Below are 19,516 nucleotides of genomic sequence, written 5' to 3'. Positions count from 1 at the left end.
TTTTATGGTAGGGTAAGCGGCATTTGAATATGATCGACATACGAATTTTCGATACATTAATTCTCGATACACTGTTAAGTAGGAAAGAGTAGTAGCAATGGCAAAAGAAATTGTTTTAACCGGTGTTACCACCACAGGCACACCACATTTGGGAAATTATGTTGGCGCCATTCGTCCTGCAATAGAAGCAAGCCGTCAAGACAATACGGAGTCTTACTTCTTCCTTGCTGACTATCATGCGTTGATCAAATGTCAGGATCCTGAGCGCGTGAAACAGTCTCGATTAGAAATCGCAGCGACGTGGCTGGCGTGTGGACTAGACACTGATAAAGCAACTTTTTACCGTCAGTCTGATATTCCTGAAATTGCAGAATTGAATTGGCTGCTGACGTGCGTGACGTCAAAAGGTCTAATGAATCGCGCGCACGCTTACAAAGGTGCGGTGGATGAAAATCTTGCGAATGACCAAGACCCTGATTTTGGCATCACGATGGGGTTGTTTTGTTACCCTGTTTTAATGGCGGCGGATATTTTGGCGTTTAATGCGCATAAAGTGCCAGTGGGCCGAGATCAAATTCAACACATTGAAATGGCGCGCGATATTGCGGGTCGCTTCAATCATTTGTTTGGTGAGCATTTTGTCTTGCCAGAAGCGGTAGTGGGTGAAGAAGGGTCTATTCTGAAAGGCTTAGACGGCCGCAAAATGAGTAAGAGTTACAACAATACGATTCCATTGTTTGATACCGAGAAAAAACTTCAAAAAGGCATCAATAAGATCAAAACCAATCTTTTAGAGCCAGGCGAAGCGAAAGATCCGAGTGACTCGACAGTGTTTGAAATTTATCAAGCCTTTGCCACACCAGAGCAAACCGCGCAGATGCGTCAGAACTTTGCCGATGGTATTGCATGGGGTGAAGCGAAGAAGGAACTTTTTGCCTTGGTTAATGGTCAACTAAGTGAGCCTCGTGAAAAGTATCTTGAGTTGATGGCAAACCCTGCTCATGTAGAAGAAGTGTTACAGGCTGGTGCTGAAAAAGCGCGAGCTCGTGCACGAGGAATGATTTCAGACTTACGCAGTGCCGTTGGTCTAGTTAATTTTAAATAATCGGAGAAAACCTTTGAAAACAACAGTATATGCTATATTGATGGCGTTTGTTTTAGCTGTAGGTGTGGGTGGTTATAGCGCAGACCTAGAAGCAAAAGCAAAATTTGGCGGTGGTAAAAGTTTCGGGAAAAGTTTTTCGATCTCTAAGCCAAAAAGTGCAACAGCAGGAACCAGTAAAGCGACTAATTCTGCAGCAAGCACTGGCGCTAAGAAACCTGGTTTTCTAGGTGGCTTAGGTGGTGGTTTGTTAGGTGGATTATTGGTCGGCGGCCTGTTTGCGACTTTGTTCGGTAGTGGTGCGTTTTCTGGTATTTCTTTTGGCGATATCTTGTTATTTGCCTTGGTCGGTTTCTTGGTTTACAAATTCTTTATCGCACCGAAACGTCGTGCTGCGGCAGAAGCTGGCACGAATGGTATGTTTCGTGAAGCGGCTGGTAACCATGAACATGTTCAGCCTACGCCAATGACTGGAATCAGTGGTTTTGGTGGTCAGCCAGAAATTCAACTTCCTGAAGGCTTTAATGAGCAGGCGTTTGTTGAGGAAGCAAAAAACCATTACATCACATTGCAAAAAGCATGGGATGACAATAATTTTGATGAAATCTTAGATTATGTTAGCCCTGAGCTTTACAACTTGTTGGTTGCTGAACGTGCAACACACGGTGATAACAAGCCTCGTACAGAAGTGGTTTCTTTGATGGTTGAGATCGTTCGTGGTGAGGTTATTGGCACCACTGCCTCTATTTCACTTCAGTTCTCTGGCTGGATTAAAGAAGGCGATGAGACATCAGACAGCAATGAAATTTGGCATTTAGAGAAGAATATGTCTGACGCCAATGCAAATTGGACAATTGTTGGGATACAACAAGACAACTAATTGTTACTTAATTTTGCTCGTAGACTCATCGCGATTTGTTTAAGCTAGACAAAACTTGCGATGAGTTCTACATTACTCTAATTAAATTAAATACGGATGTGAGCCATGTCTGAATTAGCGTCTATTAAAGAAAATGGTAAAGCCTTATCTGAAACGAACAAAGGCGAGTTGTTGCAGTATCTTACGTTTAAGCTTATTGACGAAACCTACGGGATTAACGTCATGCAGATTAAAGAAGTGCTGCGTTATAGCGAAATTGCCCCCGTTCCAGGTGCGCCAGGTTACGTATTAGGCATTGTTAATTTACGTGGTAACGTTGTTACTGTGGTGGATACTCGCGTTCGCTTTAGTTTGCCTGAGTGCACGATTAGTGATGACACTCGAATTATTATTATTGAACATGATGGCGAACAAGTTGGCTTGCTTGTAGATGCGGTTCAAGAAGTGTTTTATTTATACCAAGGTGAGATTGAGCAAAGCCCAAGCGTTGGTAATGATGAAGCATTGATGTTTATTCAAGGTGTTTACCAAAAAGAAGAAGAGTTGGTCATTTTGCTTGAGCTTAATCGTATGTTCGAACGAAATGAAGCGCTTGGAATTGAGGCAATGAATTAATACCGACTTCTGATTGGCGTTTTAATTAGAGTAAAAAAAACCATGCAGAGCATGGTTTTTTTGTGTCTAAAATATAGTTTTGCTTATCGTTCCCAGTAGGCTTCTTCTAGGCTGTCTTCTCGCTCTGGCAATCCTTTCGATAAACGTGACGCGTTTTGAGCCAGTATTTCATAACTCACACGATTGGAGTATTTACAGATTTGTGCGAACGACGAGTAGGCAAGGAAAGGCGCTGAGTGCTTGCTCGAGTTTGGAATAGTGTCTTTGTGAAAGTGGTTTGCAGAAATATCATGCAATAAAGCCGATAGCGCGCCATCGCCTGCGCCATTAGTGTTGCGGATTTTTTCTGGCCCGCCCATGTATGGATCGATGTGGGAAAATACTTTGATGGGATTTTTACACGCGTCTCGTAGCATTGGACGACTGAACTCCCAGCGATTAAAGTCAGCCAAACCACCGGATTTGATGGGGTTTGTCGTTTCACGTTTTAGGCTGTCGTCAGTATGTCCACAGAGGTACATGCCATCTGGTCCCGCGGTGAGTAACACAATATCGACATAATCAAGAATTGCCTCAGCGGCTTTAAGCGGATCAGAAATGCCTGTAAGCGCCTCAGCTTCGAGTTCGTTCATAGCGAGCACGTTCACATAGTCTTTTATTAATCCAAGCAGCTCTTCTCTGTGTTCTTCTACAAGGTGTTTTGTCCCCAATGTCAGAACCGTTGGCACATGATGTTCGTGAGCGTACTGTAGTGCTTTTATCATCGCTTGCTTGATTGGTTTCCCTTGATGTCTGAGTGGGTAAGCGCAAGTGACCAATGCTGCTCCGCCAGCAATAATATTTTCAGGGATGTGGTCTGTATTGAGTTCGTCCATGTCACCAGGTGCGATGGCGAAGGTTCGTTCACCGTCAGGCGTAATCAACGTAATGCCATGACCGATGTCGCCGGGAACGCCTTGAAGGTGATTCATGTCGACTTTGCTGCTGGTGTGGCAGATATAATGATAAGCTGGCGATCCTAATGTGATGTTGGCAGACATAACGCCCAGCAAAACGGATTTGTCGTCTGCTAACACAGAATAATTATGAATAGTGTTGCCAATCGTGCCGCCGGCAAAATGGTCTGAGATACATTCTTGTGCCGTGAGTTCGCTGAAAATCGCCGAAGCGGTGTCGGAGTCGACGAGGTTAGACAAGCCTTTTTGGATGTTAAATGTCTCTAGAAATTGATCAGAAACATGCGCCACGACATCCACAATGGTTTCATCCAATCCAACGATATAAGTGTCTTTATCGGGTCGTACTTCCGAGGTAGGCAAAACGGGTTTTGGTTGAGACACTGGAAAATAATGTTTAAGTTTGCGTCTGCCGGGAAATTTCATGATAAGTGCTCGTGGGAAGGATAATAAATCCATTTTATCAAAGAATTGACCACTCGGGCAGGATGAACTCAAAGAAAGTAAGGTGAAAATGAACGAATTAGAGCTAGATAGATACAGTCGTCAGTTATTATTGCCGAATTTTGATGTTGAAGGACAATTGAAGTTTGCCCAAGCCAACATTCTAATCATCGGTCTCGGCGGTCTTGGAAATATTGCGGCAACTTATTTGGCAACGTCTGGAGTGGGTTTTCTTACCTTGGTCGATGATGACCGGTTAGAAAGTAGTAATCTTCCTAGGCAGGTTCTTTATGACGAAAGTCAGATTGGATTGAATAAAGTGATTGCGGCGGCGGAGCAGATAGCCCACAAAAATTCGGCCATCATTGTTAAGACTGTCCCGCATAGGTTGTCTGATGATGCGTTATCGATGGCGGTAGAAAATGCCGATGTCGTATTGGATTGCACGGATAACTTTACGACGAGGCAAGCGATTAATCGTGCTTGCCTATTGTCAAAGAAGCCGTTGGTTAGTGCTGCCGCCATTCGTTGGGAAGGGCAGTTAGTAAGTTTTTTGTACCATAAAAAATCAACGCCGTGCTACGAATGCCTTTATCCATCGCTGTCGGATCAGCAACTAAGCTGCAATGAAAATGGCATTATGGCGCCGGTTGTTGGATTGTTGGGCGTGTTTCAAGCGCTGGAAGCGTTAAAGTTGGCAAGTGGTTGTGGTGACGTTCAGCATGGCGTTTTAAAACTGTTTGATGGTTTTGAGGGGCGCTGGCGTGAAATGCGTTTAACGAAAGACCCAGAATGTACCGCTTGTGCACTCGATAAATAAAGAGGCGCTTGAAAACTGATAGATAGTCCCTATTTTAGTAATTAATATTTTTCTCTAAGAATTTCATCAGATATTCGTTAGAATTCATGACAGCATTTTTAAGTCGACGACTTTTTTCTAGACGTCAGGCAAGCATTCATTTACAGGAGCAATAACATGAGCGATGTAAAACACGCTAAATTGATGATTTTAGGTTCAGGCCCAGCGGGTTACACGGCGGCGGTTTATGCTGCTCGCGCAAATCTAAATCCTGTGATGATTACAGGCATGCAAATGGGTGGTCAGTTGACCACAACCACAGAAGTAGATAACTGGCCAGGTGATGATCAGGGTGTACAAGGTCCAGAATTAATGGAGCGTATGCGTAAGCACGCTGAGCGCTTTGAAACAGAAATTATTTTCGACCACGTAAACAAAGTTGATTTAGAAAACCGCCCTTTCCGTTTGGAAGGCGACAGTGGTGTTTATACCTGTGATGCCCTTATTATTTCGACAGGCGCAAGTGCTCAATATTTGGGCCTAGAAAGTGAAACCAAATTCATGGGGCAGGGCGTATCGGCTTGTGCAACATGTGATGGATTCTTCTATCGTAACCAAGACGTTGCCGTCATTGGTGGTGGTAATACCGCTGTTGAAGAAGCATTGTACTTGTCTAACATTGCTAAGACAGTGACCGTTATTCACCGTCGTGACAAATTCCGTTCAGAGAAAATTCTTGCGGATAAGTTGATGGAAAAGGCGAAAAACGGCAACGTTAAAATTGAATGGCATTCCGAGCTTGATGAAGTATTGGGCGATGCTTCTGGTGTGAATGGTATTCGCATTAAAAACAATGAAACCGGTGAGTCGAAAGACATTGCGCTTGCTGGTGTGTTTGTTGCCATTGGTCACAAACCAAATACGGATATTTTCCAAGGTCAGTTGGAAATGAAAGACGGTTATCTAAAAGTTCAAACAGGTTCAGAAGGTAACGCGACTCAAACAAGCATCAAAGGTGTTTTTGCCGCAGGTGATGTATCTGACCATATTTATCGTCAAGCGATTACATCGGCTGGAACAGGCTGTATGGCGGCATTGGATGCTGAGCGTTTTTTAGATTCTCAGGAATAATGTATCGCGCAAATTAAATAACGTGCTAAACAAAAAAACCGATCCTAGGATCGGTTTTTTTATGTCTTCAATAAATAGATAAAAACGTATTGCCGAAGCAATGCGTATTTATAATAGTCTTAAAGCGCGTTGTAAGCTTCGATGCCTTCAACGATGGCTTTTTTGGCTTCTTCTGCGTTCGCCCAACCTTCAACTTTCACCCATTTGCCTTTTTCAAGGGTTTTGTAGTTTTCGAAGAAGTGTTCAATTTGATCGCGTAGTAATTGTGGGATGTCGTTTACGTCTTGGATGTGCCCGTATTCTTTGCTCAATTTTTCATGAGGAACGGCAACCAATTTTGCGTCCATACCGGCTTCGTCAGACATGTTTAAAACGCCAACAGGGCGGCAACGAATCACAGAACCAGGCACCACTGGGTATGGCGTAATAACCAATACATCAACTGGGTCGCCATCATCGGCTAAAGTGTGGTTCACATAACCGTAGTTTGCTGGGTAAAACATCGGCGCGGTCATGAAACGATCTACAATAAGAGCGTCCATGTCTTTATCGACTTCGTATTTTACTGGATTTGCTTGTGCTGGGATTTCGATAATTACATTGATGTCATTTGGAGCATCTTTGCCCGCTGGGATTTTGCTATAGCTCATGATTGTTTCTTCCAGTGTGTTAAATATGGGCAATATTATAAAAGCTAGACTGCTTCTATGCTAGTTGTGGAAGGCATCCATTCGTAATATTCGCTATCACAATAGAATAAAATGCGTAAAAATGACCCTAAACCGCGTTAACTTATTGCTTTCTTTCTGAATTTAGCTAGTCTTACATTGTGGTCAAAATATAGTCGCGAGGACAGTAATGACAAAATCTGAGCTGATAGAGCTGCTAATCGATCAGCAATCCCATTTGCCGGTAAAGGATGTCGAGCAAGCAATCAAGGCAATGCTAGAGCATATGTCTGATTCTTTGGCGAATGGTGAACGCATTGAGATAAGAGGCTTTGGTAGTTTTTCTCTACATTATCGAGCACCTAGAATAGGCAGAAATCCTAAAACAGGAGAGTCTGTTGAATTAAGTGCGAAATATGTACCCCATTTTAAACCAGGTAAAGAATTGAGAGAGTTGGTCAATTTGCCTGATGAAGAGATAAATGAACTTAACTAATTTACGTCTTATGCCTCGAATTTTTTGAGCTATCACGGCATAATATCGCCATTCTATTGTTGGTAGGTTGTTTTATGCTTAAATGGCTGAAAAGAGTTCTCTACACGATTCTTATTATTTTCTTTCTCGCCGTCGGTGTGTTTTTTGCTATCCGAAATCCACAGCTTATCCCGCTTGACCTTGTCTTTTGGCAAGGGCCAGAATTGAGTGTCGCCCTCTATATTATATTGTCTTTCACGGTCGGAGCGTGTGTGGCTTTGCTCATAAGCGCCATCGCTTATTTGCGTAGCGAGAGACAAATTAGGGTGTTAACACGAAAATATGAAAAAGCACGCGATGAAGTGGACACCTTACGCAAAGCTTCTATTACTAAAGAGCTTTCTGTAGGGAAGGAGTAGTTGCGTTGACCGAAATTGGGTTGTTTGTTGTTCTTTTTGTCGCGCTCTTTGTTGGCTGGGCAATGGGCCGTAAAAGTCCGGCTAAGAAAAATAAACAAACAAAAAAAAGCATTCCTACCGATTATTTTCGCGGCCTTAATCATTTACTGAATGATCAACATTCTGAGGCGATTGATGCCTTTGTTGATTCTCTAGAAGTCAATTCCGATACTTTTGATATTCACTTAACGTTGGGAAACCTGTTTCGCAAGAAAGGTGAAATTCAAAAAGCCATCAATATCCATCAAAATCTCCTTGCTCGTCCTGAGATATCTCAACGTGAAATGCGTATGGTTCAGCTTGAACTTGCTAGCGATTTTATGTCGGCGGGATTGTTGGATAGAGCCGGACGTCTGTTGCTCAACATGGCGTCAACATCAAGAAAAAGTGAATTTCAGCCAAAAATTTTGACGTTGTTGGTAGACCTTTATGAGTTTGAACAGAGCTGGGATAAAGCGATTCAAATTGGTTCAGAATTGATCAAAGAAACCCCGACAAAAAAAGAAATCAAACGTTTGGCGCATTTTCATTGTGAGATGGCGCAAGAGCTACAAAAAAAAGAACAATGGAAACCTGCTTTTCAACATTATAAATTGGCGTTAGATGTGGATGCTAGTTGTGTTCGCGCTAGTATCGGTGCGGCCGATGTATTAAACAGTCAGCGTCGTTATCGTGATGCGATTAAAGAGCTGAAGCACGCGGCGGATCAAGACCCAGAGTTTATTTCGGTTATTATTCCCAAGTTGAAAGAGTGCTACCAAAAAGTTTGGGGCAGCAGTGGTTATATTAAATTTTTGCAAGAGCACAACCACAAAAAACCATCAACTACATTGATTATGGCGCTTGTTCAGCATTACATGGAAACGGACAAAGACTACGCTGAAATGTTTTTGGTTGAGCAGCTAAGATTGCACCCAACCATTAAAGGTTTTAAAGAGTTAATTAGCTTGCAGCTTGCGGATTCGCAAGGTTATAACCAGCAGCACTTGGTGGTTCTGTTTGAGCTGATTGACCAGCTTGTACAAGCTAAACACAAATTCCAATGCCGCCAATGTGGTTTCTCTGGTCATCAATTGCATTGGCAATGTCCAAGTTGTAAAAACTGGGGTGTTGTGAAACCGATTCATGGTTTAGAAGGCGAATAGCGCCAATTTAACTGTATACATTAATCGATAAAAAACTGAAAGAAAGAGGACACTGAATGAGCTGCCAATCCCCTATAGTGGTTGCCCTAGATTACCCAACTATGGCGCAATCCATTGATATGGCGAAACGATTAGACCCGAGCCAATGCCGAGTCAAAGTCGGCAAAGAGCTGTTTACGACAGCGGGTCCTGTTATTTTAGATGAGTTGCATCAATTAGGTTTTGACATTTTTCTGGATCTTAAATTTCATGATATTCCAAATACGGTCGCGAATGCTGTCAGTGTAGCGGCAAAAGCGGGGGTATGGATGGTCAATGTTCATGCCACTGGCGGACGTCGTATGATGGAAGCATCTGCTAATGCGTTACAGACATTGCCTGATAACAAAACATTGTTGATTGCTGTCACCGTGCTTACCAGTATGGATCAATCCGACCTTATCGAGATTGGTATTGATGCCACACCTGAACAGCATGTTAAGCGTCTTGCTGCGTTGGCGAAGTCGTCAGGTATGGATGGCGTGGTTTGTTCTGCGCAAGAATCCAGTATGCTGTCTAAAGATCTTGGGAAGGATTTTGTGCTTGTTACGCCGGGGATTCGTCCTGCAGGTTCAGATCAAGGTGATCAAAAACGTATTATGACACCTGCAGAAGCCATGGCGGCTGGTAGTCATTATCTTGTGATGGGGCGTCCTATTACACAAGCGATTGACCCCATTGCAGTACTGACTCAGGTAAATCGAGATTTAGGTATAGCATCATAAATTGCTCGTAATGAGTGTTGAAGTCTAAGAAAAAAACTTTTACTCTAAAACCACTTACTTGTTTAGGCTTAAGGTTGATTCAATAAGTGGTTTTTTTGTTGGCAAGATGCCATCTTTTCTTTAAGAGTGTTTTAAAAAGGATTTTAATATGACGAACTTTCATCGTGTTTTTCGTTCCACTGTTTTTCGTTCACTTCTTGTTTTATCGCTTGCGTTCACGCCTTTCTCTCTTTTTGCTGCGACACCATTAGACATTAATGCTGCCACGGCGGACCAGTTTGCTGCGGTAATGTCTGGTATTGGGATTAAGAAAGCGGAAGCAATTGTTGCGTATCGAGAAGCCAATGGTCGTTTTAATTCGATTAGTCAGTTGACCGAAGTAAAAGGTGTGGGGCCTAAGATTATTGATCGTAACCACACCGTGATTCGAGTACAGGATGCGGAAGCTAAGGCGAATTAGCCTTAAGTGTTTTGACGGACAAGCAAACCAACTATTCGTTGGTTTGCTTCGTTTCTAATGCCTGAATGGCCTGATGCTGAGTGATAAACACTTGGCCACTCAAATTATCGAGCAGACTCGATTGCTTCAACCTATCCATAATGGGACCTTTTACTTCTGAAAGGTGCAGCTTCACATTGGAGTCGGCTAAACGATCAACAATTTTTTCCAGACTTTGTAATGCGCTGGCGTCAATCATATTGATGGCGGTACACATGAGAATTAAATGTCGAATGGCAGGGTCTTGAGAGACCAAACTTTGCAGCCTTTCTTCGAACACTCGCGCATTGGCAAAAAACAAATTTTCATCAATGCGAACAGTGAGGATGCTAGGGTTAGTCTCAACGGAAAAACGCTGAACGTTACGGAATTGTTCTGTGCCTGGAAGTCGTCCAACAATGGCAATATGTGGGTGGCTGGTATGCCAGAGAAAAAATAAGATGGACAGAATTACCCCTGCGATTAAGCCTGTTTCCATGCCCTCAATCATTACGACACTGAACGTGATGATTAATAAGTAAGCTTCTTTTTTTGAAAAACGCCACAAATTACGCAAGTCTTCCACGCTAACCAATTGCATCATAGAAATTGAAATGATGGACGCCAAAATGGCTTTTGGTAAATAGTAAAATAAGGGTGTGAGAAACAAAATAGTGAGCAAAATGAGCAAGGCCGAAATAATGCCTGTCATTGGACTCTTTGAACCGCAATCGGTATTTAACACGGTACGAGAAAAGCCACCGGTAACTGGGAATGCGCCAGAAAATGCGGAACCTATATTTGCTAACCCAAGTCCTACGAGCTCTTGATTCGGATCAATATCCTGACGTCGTTTAGCGGCAAAAGATTGAGCAACGGAAACAGAACCAATAAATCCGACAATACTGATTAAAAAGGCACTTGGAAATAACGCTTTGATCATGTCCCAGCTAATGCCTTCTATATTGAGCCCAAGTAATTTGTTAGGTACCGCCCCAATAATACTGACGCCCATGTTATCTAGTGACAAAGTAGCCACTGTGACAGTGGCCGCGATGACGACCAGAACGGGTCCTGATTTGCCAAAGAGTTGAACAAATGAATCAGAGCAACCGAGTGCCTTTAAGAGGTTGATGAAATATCGACGCATTAATAAAAGAGAAGCGATAGAAGAGACACTTAAAATAAAGGTGGGCAGATTTATATCGCCTAAATGGGCGAACAAACTACTCACAAGTGGCAGCAAGGTGTCACCCTCAGACTGGATGCCCAATAAATACTTTAATTGGCCAATGACGATTAACAGTGCGGAAGCACTAATAAAGCCAGAAATAACAGGGTGGCTGAGTAAGTTGGTTAAAAAACCTAATCGTAATAGGCTCAAAACCAATAAAAATACACCCGATAAGAAGGCCAATAAAATCGCCACGCTGGCATATTGTTCGCTACCAGAAACGGCAAAGGGCAAAACCGCAGAAGCAGTCATGACAGAGGTAAGGGCGACGGGTCCTACTGCCAGAGAGCGGCTAGTGCCAAATAACGAATACAGAATAGACGGTAAAATACTCGCATATAAGCCAGTAATCGCGGGTAAACCTGCAAGCATGGCATACGCTAAACTTTGAGGAATGACCATGATGGTGAAAACAATGCTGGCGACGGTATCGTTTTTTAGGTCGGCGCCTTGATAGTGTTTGAGCCATGTTAGCGCAGGCAGATATTTAGCGAATTTTGTCATGGGTGTCTGGACCAAATGATAAAAAAGTGGGCATATAAAGAGAGATAAGCTTAGAACTTAATGTTATATATCGAGATCTCATTAGTAAAGTGAAGACGGGGCTTGAACGGAATTTATTGCTATTTTCGATATCAAGGAGAGAGGAAACACCAGACGCCGTAGGGAAAATTTGCTAGTCTGTGGCGTCGATTGTAAAGCTTAGGAAAAAACCCGTGTCGCAAGAGTTTCAAGTCGTTTCATCTTATTCCCCCGCAGGCGATCAGCCAAAAGCCATTGAAAAGTTGGTTCGTGGGGTAGAAGCAGGATTGGCTCACCAAACCTTACTTGGTGTCACCGGATCCGGTAAAACCTTCACCATTGCCAATGTTATTTCTCAGGTGAAGCGCCCGACCATTGTTATGGCACATAACAAAACCTTGGCGGCACAGCTTTATGGTGAATTCAAAGAATTCTTCCCAAACAATGCGGTGGAATATTTTGTTTCTTACTACGATTATTACCAACCTGAAGCTTATGTGGCTGCGTCAGATACCTTTATTGAGAAAGACGCTTCTGTCAACGAACACATAGAGCAAATGCGCTTGTCAGCAACTAAGGCCTTGCTTGAGCGTGACGACGTTATTATCGTTGCGACGGTATCGGCAATTTACGGCTTGGGCGATCCTCAGTCGTATTTGAAAATGATGTTGCACTTAGATCGCGGCGATCGAATTGATCAGCGTGCTGTATTACGCCGATTGGCTGAGCTTCAATACAGCCGGAACGATTTGGTATTAGAACGTGGTAACTTCCGCGTTCGTGGTGACGTAATTGAGGTTTTCCCTGCGGATTCCGAAGACACGGCGATTCGTATTGAATTGTTCGATGACGAAGTTGAGAACTTGTCAATGATCGACCCACTAACGAACAAGACCCTTCGTAAAGTGCCTCGTGTAACTATCTACCCGAAAACGCATTATGTCACACCAAAAGAAACTGTCCTTGCCGCTATTGATCGGATTAAAGTGGAATTGGATCAGCGACTAGAGCAGCTTAAATCTCTGAATAAGCTTGTGGAATTACAACGTCTTGAACAACGCACACGATACGATTTGGAAATGATGCAGGAACTTGGGTATTGCTCTGGCATCGAGAACTACTCACGCTATTTGTCGGGGCGCGAAGAAGGCTCGCCACCGCCTACATTGTTCGATTATCTTCCTGCCAACGCGTTGCTGGTCATTGATGAATCTCATGTTACCGTGTCGCAAATTGGCGCCATGTACAAGGGTGACCGATCGCGCAAAGAAAACCTCGTGGAATATGGCTTCCGTTTGCCTTCGGCATTGGATAATCGACCAATGCGCTTTGAAGAGTGGGAGCAGATTAAACCGCAGACTATTTTCGTGTCCGCCACACCAGGGAAATATGAAGCAGAGCATCAAGACTGGGTGGTAGAGCAAATAGTGCGTCCGACGGGCTTGATAGATCCGACTCTAGAAGTACGGCCTGTCGCGACTCAAGTGGATGATTTATTGTCCGAAATTAACCTGAGAGTGCCAATTGGCGAACGGGTGTTGGTCACAACATTGACCAAACGAATGGCGGAAGATTTAAGCAGTTACCTTAATGATCATGGTGTGCGTGTGCGTTATTTACACTCGGACATCGACACGGTTGAACGTGTTGAAATCATCCGCGATTTACGTTTGGGTGAGTTCGATGTATTGGTTGGGATTAACTTGCTACGAGAAGGTTTGGACATTCCGGAAGTGAGCTTGGTCGCTATTCTAGATGCGGACAAAGAAGGCTTCTTGCGCTCTGAAAAATCGCTTATTCAAACCATTGGTCGTGCCGCGCGAAATGTGAACGGTAAAGCTATTTTGTACGCAGACCGCATTACTGGCTCAATGGAGCGAGCGATTAGCGAAACGGATCGACGTCGTGAGAAGCAAAAAGCGCACAATAAAGAACATGGCATTACACCAACTGGTATTACCAAATCGGTTGAAGACATCATGGAAGGCGCTTATAACCCTGGTGCGGGCAAGCGTGGTAGCCAAGCGAAAAAAGTGGCCGAGACAGCAAAAGACTACCAAGTGGAAAGCATGGAAGATGTAGCGCAAGTTCGTAAGGCCATGATCCAACTGCAAAAAGAAATGATCCAAGCCTCTGAAGAGCTGAAGTTTGAATTGGCAGCAGGGTATCGTGATCAAATACGTCAGTTGCAGAGAAAGCTAAAAGACGTTGGTGAATCTTAACGCTTAGATTCAAAGAAAAAAGGAAACTTTAATGGCCATAACGCTAAGAAACTACAACATTGTCCGGGTAATCGACAATGGTGTCATCGTGAATTGCACCGTGATTGAAATGTGTTACGACTACGTACTTGTTCGATTCAAAGACAAAAAATATAAAGTGCCTTACGGATTAATCGACCAAGTTATAGGCCATGAACTGCTGGTCCCATTGAGCGAATAATCTATTTAGAACAAAGGCTTCAAAAAATACCAACGAAGACTTGTCAAAACCAAACCTCTGAGTATAATAGCCAACACTTTTTAGGACTATAGCTCAGTTGGTTAGAGCGCTACCTTGACATGGTAGAGGTCGGCGATTCGAATTCGCCTAGTCCTACCAAAATTTATACTTACTGTTCAGTAAGTTACGAAAGCCGAACCCAGTGTTCGGCTTTTTTGTATCTGAATTGGGACCAAAAAGGGACCAAATTGATACCACTTTGATCCCATCTTCGTATTTTTACTGTTTTTTAGTGACCTTTACCCTTTAATTTTTTGCTTTCTTAATCTTTTAATATTTGTAATGCTTTGAATTGATTCGCAAGTTTTTCAATAAATCCATCTACGTATAGAACTCCCCAATTTCGTGCTACAAAGTAGCCTTCGTTGTTGAAGATAATTTCTGGCTGTTTTTTATAGCGGTACTTAGAATATTTTTTTTCATTGTCTGTTATTTCATCCAAAGTTTTAAGCAACTGAAAACTACAGGACTTATCAGCTCTTAAAAATTCGAAACCAGCTTGATCAAGTAAGCCGTATTCGCTTAATGCTGTAACAGCTATGTAACCTAGATCAGACTTCTTAAACCCTTCTTCATACACTTCATTATTCATCAGCAGTGTATAAGTGGATCTGTCTTTATATGATTCTTTGGCGGCTTGTATTTCTCTACGTTTCTCTCTAACGGCTATTTGATAGCTTTCAGTTTCGGGTAACGGAATGATCTGTTGAGAGTTGATGATGAGATCATCATTTAGCTTAAAAAGTTCAAGTCGTATGCAGGTGATATCAAGGTCCATTTGATTCAGCCATAGAACTGATGTTGTAATCTCTTTTGAAAAATCCGCAGAGGTTAAAATAATGCGAATACGGTTCGCGAATTCATCCCTTTTAGGCTCATCCCACTTTAGAAAGTCGAGTAACTTCGATTCTGCATCTTCTATAGATTCCAAATATTGGTCGTAAGCATCAATGGCATTCTCCCACGTCATATTTGCAACCATTGCAGCGTAACGAATAGCTTGAAGCTCCATATGACCGCCATCAGAAGTGCGTTTGATTTCTATTACAACTAGGTTGGCATCGCTATCAACTGCTAGAAGATCTATACGTCGGCGTGACTCTTCGAATTCTCCGTACTCTTCTGAAATAACTAGTAAATCATCTTCTAACACTTCAATATTTTCTTTAAGAAGTCGCTGTATATCTTGACGCTCTCTTAATGCTTCTTGTTCGAACGCTGTTTTCTTGATTGGAGCAAGTGTGTTTTCTTCGATGTGATAAAGTGCCATACAGCTACTCCTTTCTCTATAATAGATATGTTTTATATGGTGATGTTTCTAGTAGGGATATTTTTTTAGCTATTTCCCAGCAATAACCGAATTCTTCGTATAGAGGTTGGCCAATGACTTTCCCATTATTATTCTCAATCCAGTTTTTTCCGTTGTAACTAACTGCATCAAGTAGAATTGAAATATCATGTAACTCATTCGGCTTAATATATCCGCCGGTTAATATGCCCTGCATTATTGAGTGATTACCGCCACCAACCCAACCAATCATTAAAGGATATTGATATATAACGATATGATTTGGATCTTGAAGGAACTCTCCTTGTTTTCTATTTTTGCCAATTGAGCCTAAATTTCTAATGATTCGGTTTGGCTCCCAAGGAGTAGGTAGTACAATATCGGTTGTTAAAGACAATGATGGAATAGCTTGCTCGTTGTCTATAAGACAATATTCTGACCAACACCAATCACTAAAGCTTTTAGTGATTGTGGTGCCATCGTTTAGTTGGATCGAAATCGAGGTAAAGGAAAAGCCTAGAGATTCCATCCAAGAGAGTGAGCTGGTCGCTTTATGGTCATCTTCGATGTAAGCAGACAAAAGATGATTGGATTGAATAGGGCGTAAACAAAGTTTGATTAGATCCTTTAAACCATCAAGATTTTTATTTCCTAGTAGTTCATCTGCACGTCGGATAACATTTTCAAAACACAGATTTTGTTTTTTATCTTTCCTTAGAAACATCTATGACTTCCTTTAGAGAACATGACTGAAGGCATCACAAAGAACATATTGGCGATACACTCTTTGTGATTAGAACGCTTATTTAGATTTCAACCACTTTAGCGCTTTTTGTGTCGTAGCGATAATCGCTTAAACAACCATCTTTTAGTTTCTCTACGACCTCGTCAATGACTGACAAAGGAACCAAAAACCATTCTCTTGGGACAATAGGCTTACCAAAACGGTCAATGATAGTAACGCTTAATTTGGCATCCTCAAAAAAACGATGAAGTAACGCTTCTAGCTTTGTTCGATTAATATTAAAAAGTTGATATTGAGCGACAATTTCTACTTCGGCCATTAAAAAAGTAGGGTCATCTTTGGCGCTTGATATACGTCGTTCCACGCTATCATTAGTAACACCAATCTTATGAATTACTTGATGATTATCTTTGATGTAAGGGAATTCAGAACGACTCTGAAGCACGTAAATAATACCGCTTTCAAAGTCACCATCTTCCTGAGTATTTGAAAAAAGTGGGCCAGCGCCATGATCAATAATTCTACGGCTACCTTCATCACGTTCTAATGCTTTTTGCAAAGACCGCAACAATAAATCGCTTTCTGTTTTATTGTCGTAGATAACTCTTAATCTATAATCATTGTTATCGTAACCAAACTTTTTCTCTTTACTAAAGTTTGCTATATACGTCTTTTGACCAAATAAAATAAACCAATCACCTTGTTTTACTTCAGGCAGCTTTTGAACATTTTTAGGTATCAGTAAAGAATCACGTATGCCTGATTTAAGTTCTTTTTGAATCAGCTCAAACATTGGGGCAAAGGTTTCAAAGTCTTCACAAAATGTTCGTGTAGCAATCTCTTCAGCGGCTCTTACTTCAGCTCTCGTTTTGACGTGCTTTAAAAAATTTACATCACCTTCTTGCGGTGTATTGACGCCAAGAGCCTCAAGTAATTCATCATCCGTATCGTAGGTTGCTTGAGTTTCGGTTACTTGATTATCTGCAACAAGTAGTCCTTGATGATCCATATCTTGAATAAGCGTAACCGCTTCTTTGTTAGCTCTAATACTATCTAGTCTTGTTGCATAGATTCTTTCGAAAATATCTCTATCTTCACCATGCAAAGGAGGGCGGCTATTCTCTTCAAAAAAACGTTGAATTTCTTCAAAACCAGCAATAATCCGTTCTTCTTTTGCGGTTCTCTTAGGTGCTTTTTTTACTTCAATTTCAACACCAAGTTCAGCTAAGAGTAGGTCATCTTCATCGGTAAATTTTGATTTAGCCATTGTTAGCCTCTGCTTTCATACGTGCCAAATACGCAATGCCTTCGGCCATTCTTTGTTCCCAAGGGTCAGCGGCGGTAAGTGAGGGCAAACGACCTCGCTCTTTCTTGAATTTTAATGCTCTAAGGGCTAAATCTCTAGCTTCTTCAGGTGTTAAGTTAACTCGTTTACCTGTGATGATCGCTTTTACTGCTAACAAGCTTTCTTCATTCATGGCTTTCGCTAAAATATTATAAGCTTCTTTAAATGGGTTAATACTGTCAATTAAGTCCATGTCTAAATCGCGTACATCGGCAAAGCGCCTAACACCATCGATAAACGCCGTACTGCCTACCTTTTCATTTTCCTGGTAAGTATTGAGCACTTCTTTCGCTTGTTGAGTTATATTGAGTGCGGCTATTGCGTGTTGACGAATCGCTTCTTGGTCATCCTCATCAAGCTCTGGGTATTTTTCTTTAACAATCTTTCCCATTCGAGCCTGAGTTAACTCTTCTGGGACGATTTCATCATCAAAAACGCCTCTTTCTAGAACGGTCTTATCTTGAATAAAACTCGTAATTACTTCGTTAATGTCTTCTTCACAGATACGCTTAGCATCGTCACTTTTTGGTTCGACCAACCCATTAATTTCAATACTGAACTGGCCTGTCTCTTGATTAAACCCCACGTTATTCCCTGCTGGATCATAACCCGCTTCACCGTAGTCATAGCCAGACTTTGCTTCACTCTGAGGGTTCTTAGCCGTGAAATTAAAACGTGGCGCTAACACTTGTTCCATTAATAAACTGGCGGCAATGGCTTTTAATGTGTCGTTTACTGCATCGGTCACCGCTTCCTGAGAAGCATCAGGTTCTGCAATTAAATTAGTGAAACGCGCGTGTGTTTTACCTAATGCGTCGCGAGTGGTTCGTCCGATAATCTGAATGATTTCTGTCAAGCTTGCTCGATAACCAACGGTTAAAGCGTGTTCACACCAAATCCAGTCAAACCCTTCTTTTGCCATACCTAATGCAATAATAATATCCACAAAGTCTCTGTCATGTTTCGCTTCTGGCCGCTTCAATGCGGCTGAAACAAGATCACGTTTTGAGGAGTCATCAACAAGGTCAGCAATTTTAATGATTTTACCTGATAAGGTTTTAACTAATTGAAACCCCGTATCAGGATCAATGCCTTGCCATTCGCCAATTTGGCTAATGATGTCTTCCACCTCAGCGACTTTGCCACGTCGAGTACTTTCCCGAGAGTTAACATTTGGAATATGGATTATGGTTTTTTCGTTCAAATCTAATACGCTGAGTAAATCGTTTACATACGATTCGGAGTAAAAATAGTAACCAATGTTCAGCGTTTTAAGATATTCATAACCATTTAACTGTTCGTAGTAGGTGTAAGTGACGGTGTCAAAATTGGCTTCATCGTCTGGTGAAAGTACGGCAACAGCATCCCCTCGAAAGTAAGAACCTGTCATCGCAAGAATATGCGCTTTGTCACGAGCGATGAGCTGACCGAGCTGATTGCCAAGTTTGTTTTCTGGATCGGCGCTAACATGGTGGAATTCATCAATAGCGATTAAGCAATCATCAAAAGCCTCTACGCCAAAACGCTCAATAGCAAAGCGAAAAGTTGCATGAGTGCAAACCAAAATTTGGTCTTGGTCTTCTAGAAATGTCTGCACAGAATTAACCTTGCCTCCATCTTCACCCGGCGCATTACATAAGTTCCATTTAGGAGTCACTTGCCAATCCCAAGCAAAACCATGTTCAGACAACAGTTCATCATTAAAGCTCGCGCCAATAGATTTTTCAGGCACAGCGACAATGACTTTTTTGATGCCTTGGTTGTTTAATTTATCTAACGCCACAAACATCAAAGCACGGCTTTTCCCTGAAGCGGGTGGCGATTTTATTAATAAATATTGTTCGCCGCGTTTTTCATAAACACGTTCTTGCATAACGCGCATGCCTAACTCATTAGACTTCTTAGAATTGCCATTTTGGGCGTAATTCACCGTTACAGAAGGAATGTCTTTTTTATCCGTCATGG

At 42.1% G+C, this 19,516-nt stretch carries 19 protein-coding genes and 1 tRNA gene; 13 read left to right on the top strand and 7 right to left on the bottom strand.

Annotated elements, in window-relative coordinates:
* Nucleotides 1-97 precede the first annotated feature (97 nt).
* The 3 genes from D104_RS34465 to D104_RS34455 all read left to right on the top strand — a co-directional run bounded on the left by D104_RS34465 (nt 98) and on the right by D104_RS34455 (nt 2,597).
* On the top strand, nt 98-1,105 hold the full coding sequence (locus tag D104_RS34465; RefSeq protein WP_024025235.1) for a tryptophan--tRNA ligase: 1,008 nt from the start codon (nt 98-100) through the stop codon (nt 1,103-1,105).
* A gap of 13 nt (nt 1,106-1,118) precedes the next feature.
* A complete protein-coding gene (locus D104_RS34460) occupies nt 1,119-1,982 on the top strand; it encodes a Tim44 domain-containing protein (RefSeq protein WP_024025234.1) in 864 nt (287 codons plus the stop codon).
* 105 nt (nt 1,983-2,087) lie between these two features.
* A complete protein-coding gene (locus D104_RS34455; RefSeq protein ID WP_024025233.1) occupies nt 2,088-2,597 on the top strand; it encodes a chemotaxis protein CheW in 510 nt (169 codons plus the stop codon).
* 83 nt (nt 2,598-2,680) lie between these two features.
* Here D104_RS34455 and D104_RS34450 read toward each other — a convergent pair whose 3' ends face one another.
* The gene (locus D104_RS34450) at nt 2,681-3,979 is read right to left on the bottom strand and encodes an inosine/guanosine kinase (RefSeq protein ID WP_024025232.1); all 1,299 of its coding nucleotides are present in this window, start codon (nt 3,977-3,979) and stop codon (nt 2,681-2,683) included.
* 88 nt (nt 3,980-4,067) lie between these two features.
* Here D104_RS34450 and D104_RS34445 point away from each other — a divergent pair, with 88 nt between their 5' ends.
* On the top strand, nt 4,068-4,817 hold the full coding sequence (locus D104_RS34445; protein WP_024025231.1) for a HesA/MoeB/ThiF family protein: 750 nt from the start codon (nt 4,068-4,070) through the stop codon (nt 4,815-4,817).
* A gap of 156 nt (nt 4,818-4,973) precedes the next feature.
* Complete coding sequence (gene trxB, locus D104_RS34440) at nt 4,974-5,927, top strand: thioredoxin-disulfide reductase (RefSeq protein WP_024025230.1); 954 nt, start codon at nt 4,974-4,976, stop codon at nt 5,925-5,927.
* A gap of 119 nt (nt 5,928-6,046) precedes the next feature.
* Here trxB and ppa read toward each other — a convergent pair whose 3' ends face one another.
* Nucleotides 6,047-6,577 (bottom strand): inorganic diphosphatase, encoded by a 531-nt coding sequence (gene ppa, locus D104_RS34435; protein ID WP_024025229.1) that lies wholly within the window; start codon nt 6,575-6,577, stop codon nt 6,047-6,049.
* Nucleotides 6,578-6,785: 208 nt separating this feature from the next.
* Between ppa and ihfB the strand changes: the two genes are divergently transcribed.
* The 5 genes from ihfB to D104_RS34410 all read left to right on the top strand — a co-directional run bounded on the left by ihfB (nt 6,786) and on the right by D104_RS34410 (nt 9,897).
* Entirely contained in the window at nt 6,786-7,091 is a 306-nt protein-coding gene (gene ihfB / locus D104_RS34430) for an integration host factor subunit beta (RefSeq protein ID WP_024025228.1), read from the top strand.
* A gap of 74 nt (nt 7,092-7,165) precedes the next feature.
* Complete coding sequence (locus D104_RS34425; protein ID WP_024025227.1) at nt 7,166-7,489, top strand: LapA family protein; 324 nt, start codon at nt 7,166-7,168, stop codon at nt 7,487-7,489.
* Nucleotides 7,490-7,494: 5 nt separating this feature from the next.
* Nucleotides 7,495-8,673 carry a lipopolysaccharide assembly protein LapB gene (gene lapB / locus D104_RS34420; RefSeq protein ID WP_024025226.1) on the top strand — a complete coding sequence of 393 codons (1,179 nt, stop codon included), beginning with the start codon at nt 7,495-7,497 and terminating at the stop codon, nt 8,671-8,673.
* A 56-nt stretch (nt 8,674-8,729) separates the two neighbouring features.
* Entirely contained in the window at nt 8,730-9,437 is a 708-nt protein-coding gene (gene pyrF / locus D104_RS34415; protein WP_024025225.1) for an orotidine-5'-phosphate decarboxylase, read from the top strand.
* A gap of 148 nt (nt 9,438-9,585) precedes the next feature.
* Nucleotides 9,586-9,897, top strand: coding sequence for a ComEA family DNA-binding protein (locus tag D104_RS34410; protein ID WP_024025224.1), 312 nt, complete (start codon nt 9,586-9,588; stop codon nt 9,895-9,897).
* 31 nt (nt 9,898-9,928) lie between these two features.
* On the opposite strand, the gene D104_RS34405 is transcribed toward D104_RS34410, so the two are convergent.
* Entirely contained in the window at nt 9,929-11,653 is a 1,725-nt protein-coding gene (locus D104_RS34405) for a SulP family inorganic anion transporter (protein WP_024025223.1), read from the bottom strand.
* Nucleotides 11,654-11,865: 212 nt separating this feature from the next.
* Between D104_RS34405 and uvrB the strand changes: the two genes are divergently transcribed.
* The 3 genes from uvrB to D104_RS34390 all read left to right on the top strand — a co-directional run bounded on the left by uvrB (nt 11,866) and on the right by D104_RS34390 (nt 14,272).
* The gene (gene uvrB / locus D104_RS34400) at nt 11,866-13,893 is read left to right on the top strand and encodes an excinuclease ABC subunit UvrB (RefSeq protein ID WP_024025222.1); all 2,028 of its coding nucleotides are present in this window, start codon (nt 11,866-11,868) and stop codon (nt 13,891-13,893) included.
* A gap of 31 nt (nt 13,894-13,924) precedes the next feature.
* A complete protein-coding gene (locus D104_RS34395) occupies nt 13,925-14,113 on the top strand; it encodes a hypothetical protein (protein ID WP_024025221.1) in 189 nt (62 codons plus the stop codon).
* A gap of 82 nt (nt 14,114-14,195) precedes the next feature.
* Nucleotides 14,196-14,272, top strand: a tRNA-Val gene (locus D104_RS34390).
* A 163-nt stretch (nt 14,273-14,435) separates the two neighbouring features.
* Here the strand turns inward: D104_RS34390 and D104_RS34385 are convergent.
* From D104_RS34385 to D104_RS34375, 4 genes are all read right to left on the bottom strand, one after another.
* On the bottom strand, nt 14,436-15,443 hold the full coding sequence (locus D104_RS34385; protein ID WP_024025220.1) for a PDDEXK family nuclease: 1,008 nt from the start codon (nt 15,441-15,443) through the stop codon (nt 14,436-14,438).
* A gap of 16 nt (nt 15,444-15,459) precedes the next feature.
* Entirely contained in the window at nt 15,460-16,185 is a 726-nt protein-coding gene (locus D104_RS37075; protein ID WP_024025219.1) for a DUF6710 family protein, read from the bottom strand.
* 82 nt (nt 16,186-16,267) lie between these two features.
* Nucleotides 16,268-17,473 carry a GIY-YIG nuclease family protein gene (locus D104_RS34380; RefSeq protein WP_024025218.1) on the bottom strand — a complete coding sequence of 402 codons (1,206 nt, stop codon included), beginning with the start codon at nt 17,471-17,473 and terminating at the stop codon, nt 16,268-16,270.
* The gene (locus tag D104_RS34375) at nt 17,466-19,514 is read right to left on the bottom strand and encodes a DEAD/DEAH box helicase (RefSeq protein WP_024025217.1); all 2,049 of its coding nucleotides are present in this window, start codon (nt 19,512-19,514) and stop codon (nt 17,466-17,468) included. Before D104_RS34375 ends, D104_RS34380 begins: the two co-directional genes overlap by 8 nt.
* Nucleotides 19,515-19,516: the final 2 nt, after the last annotated feature.

The sequence above is a fragment of the Marinomonas profundimaris genome (assembly GCF_000508165.1).
Lineage (GTDB): Bacteria > Pseudomonadota > Gammaproteobacteria > Pseudomonadales > Marinomonadaceae > Marinomonas > Marinomonas profundimaris.
The sequence above is the reverse complement of the archived record's forward strand: the minus strand, read 5'-3'. Positions and strand labels throughout refer to the sequence as shown.